Source organism: Ruegeria sp. HKCCA0235A (assembly GCF_013033235.1).
In the GTDB taxonomy this organism is placed as follows: Bacteria; Pseudomonadota; Alphaproteobacteria; order Rhodobacterales; family Rhodobacteraceae; genus Ruegeria.
The window spans coordinates 1-2,568 of sequence record NZ_WQDQ01000027.1; the positions used below are offsets into that span (position 1 = coordinate 1).

General features: G+C 51.2%; 2 protein-coding genes. Both read left to right on the forward strand.

What is annotated here, in order from left to right; all coding sequences use genetic code 11:
* The first annotated feature begins 114 nt into the window (after nt 1-114).
* A complete protein-coding gene (locus tag GOW56_RS21625; protein WP_254447282.1) occupies nt 115-1,671 on the forward strand; it encodes a Mu transposase C-terminal domain-containing protein in 1,557 nt (518 codons plus the stop codon).
* Nucleotides 1,668-2,510, forward strand: coding sequence for a TniB family NTP-binding protein (locus tag GOW56_RS21630; RefSeq protein WP_171207159.1), 843 nt, complete (start codon nt 1,668-1,670; stop codon nt 2,508-2,510). Before GOW56_RS21625 ends, GOW56_RS21630 begins: the two co-directional genes overlap by 4 nt.
* Nucleotides 2,511-2,568 lie beyond the last annotated feature (58 nt).

A 2,568-nucleotide genomic window follows, 5' to 3' on the forward strand; every position in this document is an offset into this window, starting at 1 on the left:
CTTCGGTCGCTTGTTTGCCATTCTCAGTCCTCCGTTTCCTAAACATAACGGTGGACCCGTTCAGTTGGGGAGGCTCACAATAGCTACTTTAATCCCAAGGAGCGGGAGTTGCTGATGAAGACCGTCAGGGAAAGCTACCTATCTCTTAATAGGCCGACGAAAATGAATACCTTTCAGGATGTGAAAGTGGCATTCCATGAGGCGAACTCTGAGCGCGAATGCAACGGTCTGCCAGCTATGCGAGTCCCTTCTCGTGAGGCCGTGAGGTTGGCTATTAACAGTCTCTGCTTTCTTGAAGTTACACGGGCGAGATATGGATGTCAGGAAGCACAAAAACGTATCAAGCCAGTTGGACAGGGGCTTCAGGTTGATCGCCCATTCGAACGAGTTGAGATGGACGAGTGGAAAATTGACTTGGTCACTATCATGGCCGACGCTGGGCTTCGTCATTTGTTTGCTGACGACGAGCTAGTCGAACTTGGATTGGACAACACTCGGAGCCGATGGTGGGTAACTGCCGCAATTGATTGCCGTACTAAATGTATCGTGGGTTTGAAGCTCTCTCGCAACCCGAAAAATAGCGCCGCTCTTGAGTGCTTGCGAATGACGACCATGGACAAAGGAAAGTGGGCTGACGCTGTCGGGGCTCTTTCTGACTGGGGTATCGCTGGAACTCCTGAAATGCTTGTGACGGATAACGGACCTGCCTTTAAGGCAGGACGGTTTTCTGATGCATGTGCTGATTTGGGAATTACTCTGGAGCGATCAATTGCGGGTCTTCCCGGCATGCGCGGAAATGTAGAGCGGGTTTTTAGAACAGCTGCATCCACTTTGTTGCACCGTCTAAATGGCCGCACCTTCTCGTCAGCGTTCGAACGAGGTGACCATCCCGCTGAAGACCTCGCTTGCTTGACGACTGAGGATCTGTGTTTTGCTCTCGTTCGCTGGGTCGTTGATATCTATCACAACACACCTCATTCAGGTTTGCACGGGAAAACCCCGCTCCAGCAGTGGGAAGATGATCACGAGAAAGGGAACTACGCTCTCAAGTCGAGCCCTTGTGAACGGGACGACCGACTTGCCTTTGGTACGCATCTAAGTCGATGCGTGGACAAATATGGCGTTACAGTTCTTGGACTTCGATATCATTCGGAAACTCTTGCGCGCTGGTACAATTCAGTGGGAAAACGGGATGTTGAAGTCCGTTGGCTTCCATATGATCTAGGCGCAGTCGAAGTGCAGCTGGAAGGCGTCTGGCATCACGTACCATCTGTACTTTCCGGGTTTTCAGGCCTTCACGCTCAGTTGTGGACTGAAGCCCGCCGCAGCCTCCGTGCCGCCGATCCAAAGAAGCTGAAATGGCGTGAGGAAGTTGTGGTCCGGGCGGTAAATGCCATTCGCAACATGAACTCGGATCGTCGTATGGAGTTCGGGTTGATCGCTCAAAACTGGAGTGAGGAGCGGTATGCCGCGACCGAAAAAGATTATTTTTCTGGTTTTCATGTGAGCGTTTCTGAAAAGCAACCAGAGGCGCGAGGTGGCCAGTATGGACAGGTTCTGGAGCCTTCTGAGCCAGAGCGCCAAGGAACGACCGAACTCTCTGACCCACCTTTGAAAAAAAGTTCATCTCCCAAACGCCGCTGGTTGACTAATAAGGGGGATGAAAAATGAGCGATGCTGGGGCCAAATCCGTAGTTGGATCGTTGGAGAAACTTCGTTCGTACCATATTGACACTGAGCGCGATGGTGAAATCCTACGGCAACTTAACCGCCTTCTGAAGAAGGACGGCAACGGAGACCCTATTCCGGAACCACGCAGGTTTACCGGAAATCTTGAAACACAAGGTGTTGCAATCATTGAGGCTTCTGGCGGTGGTAAAACAACCGCAGTAAACCATGTACTGTCCAATCATTCTGCGCTGAAACCGCGATCAGGTGAGGATTGGCCTCGCTATTTTTGTATCCAGGTACCAAGCCCGGCCACTCTAAAAAGCCTTGGACGTGAGGTTTTAACTGCAACGGGTTTAACAGAAGTCTCCATGCGGCTGACAGCATGGGAGCTGTGGAGGCTTGTTCGGCACCGTCTAGCACTGCTTGGGATTGTTGTTCTGTGGTTTGACGAGGCGCATGACATGTTTCTGTCTGGCTCTGCACGTGAAATTGAAGACATGTTGAAGATGTTGAAGTCGCTGATGCAAAACGACTCCGCGATCATCCCGATCCTCAGTGGCACAGAACGCTTGTCCGAAATCACAAGCTACGACCCTCAAGTTAATCGGCGTTTCTCGAAGGTCGTACCTTCACCTCTTGTGGCGGGAAAAGATAATTCGGACTTGCTGGGCTTAATTGAGAGCTTTTGTGATGTTGCTGAGTTGAAACTGTCGAGGGAAAGAAACCTCACTGACCGCCTGATTTTTGCAAGCCGTCAGCGATTTGGGCGAGCAGTGGAGACGATTCTTGATGCAATTGAATGCGCGAAAGAGGAGGGCTCTAGGGTCAGGACCCATTGATTGCCGCTCATGTGAATGATTCACCGGCGGAAATAAGAGTGGTGACATGTCTGATCTT

Coding starts and splice junctions, on each gene's coding strand:
- GOW56_RS21625 (WP_254447282.1), top strand. CDS start 115: ATGAAGACCGTCAGGGAAAGCTACCTATCTCTTAATAGGCCGACGAAA.
- GOW56_RS21630 (WP_171207159.1), top strand. CDS start 1,668: ATGAGCGATGCTGGGGCCAAATCCGTAGTTGGATCGTTGGAGAAACTT.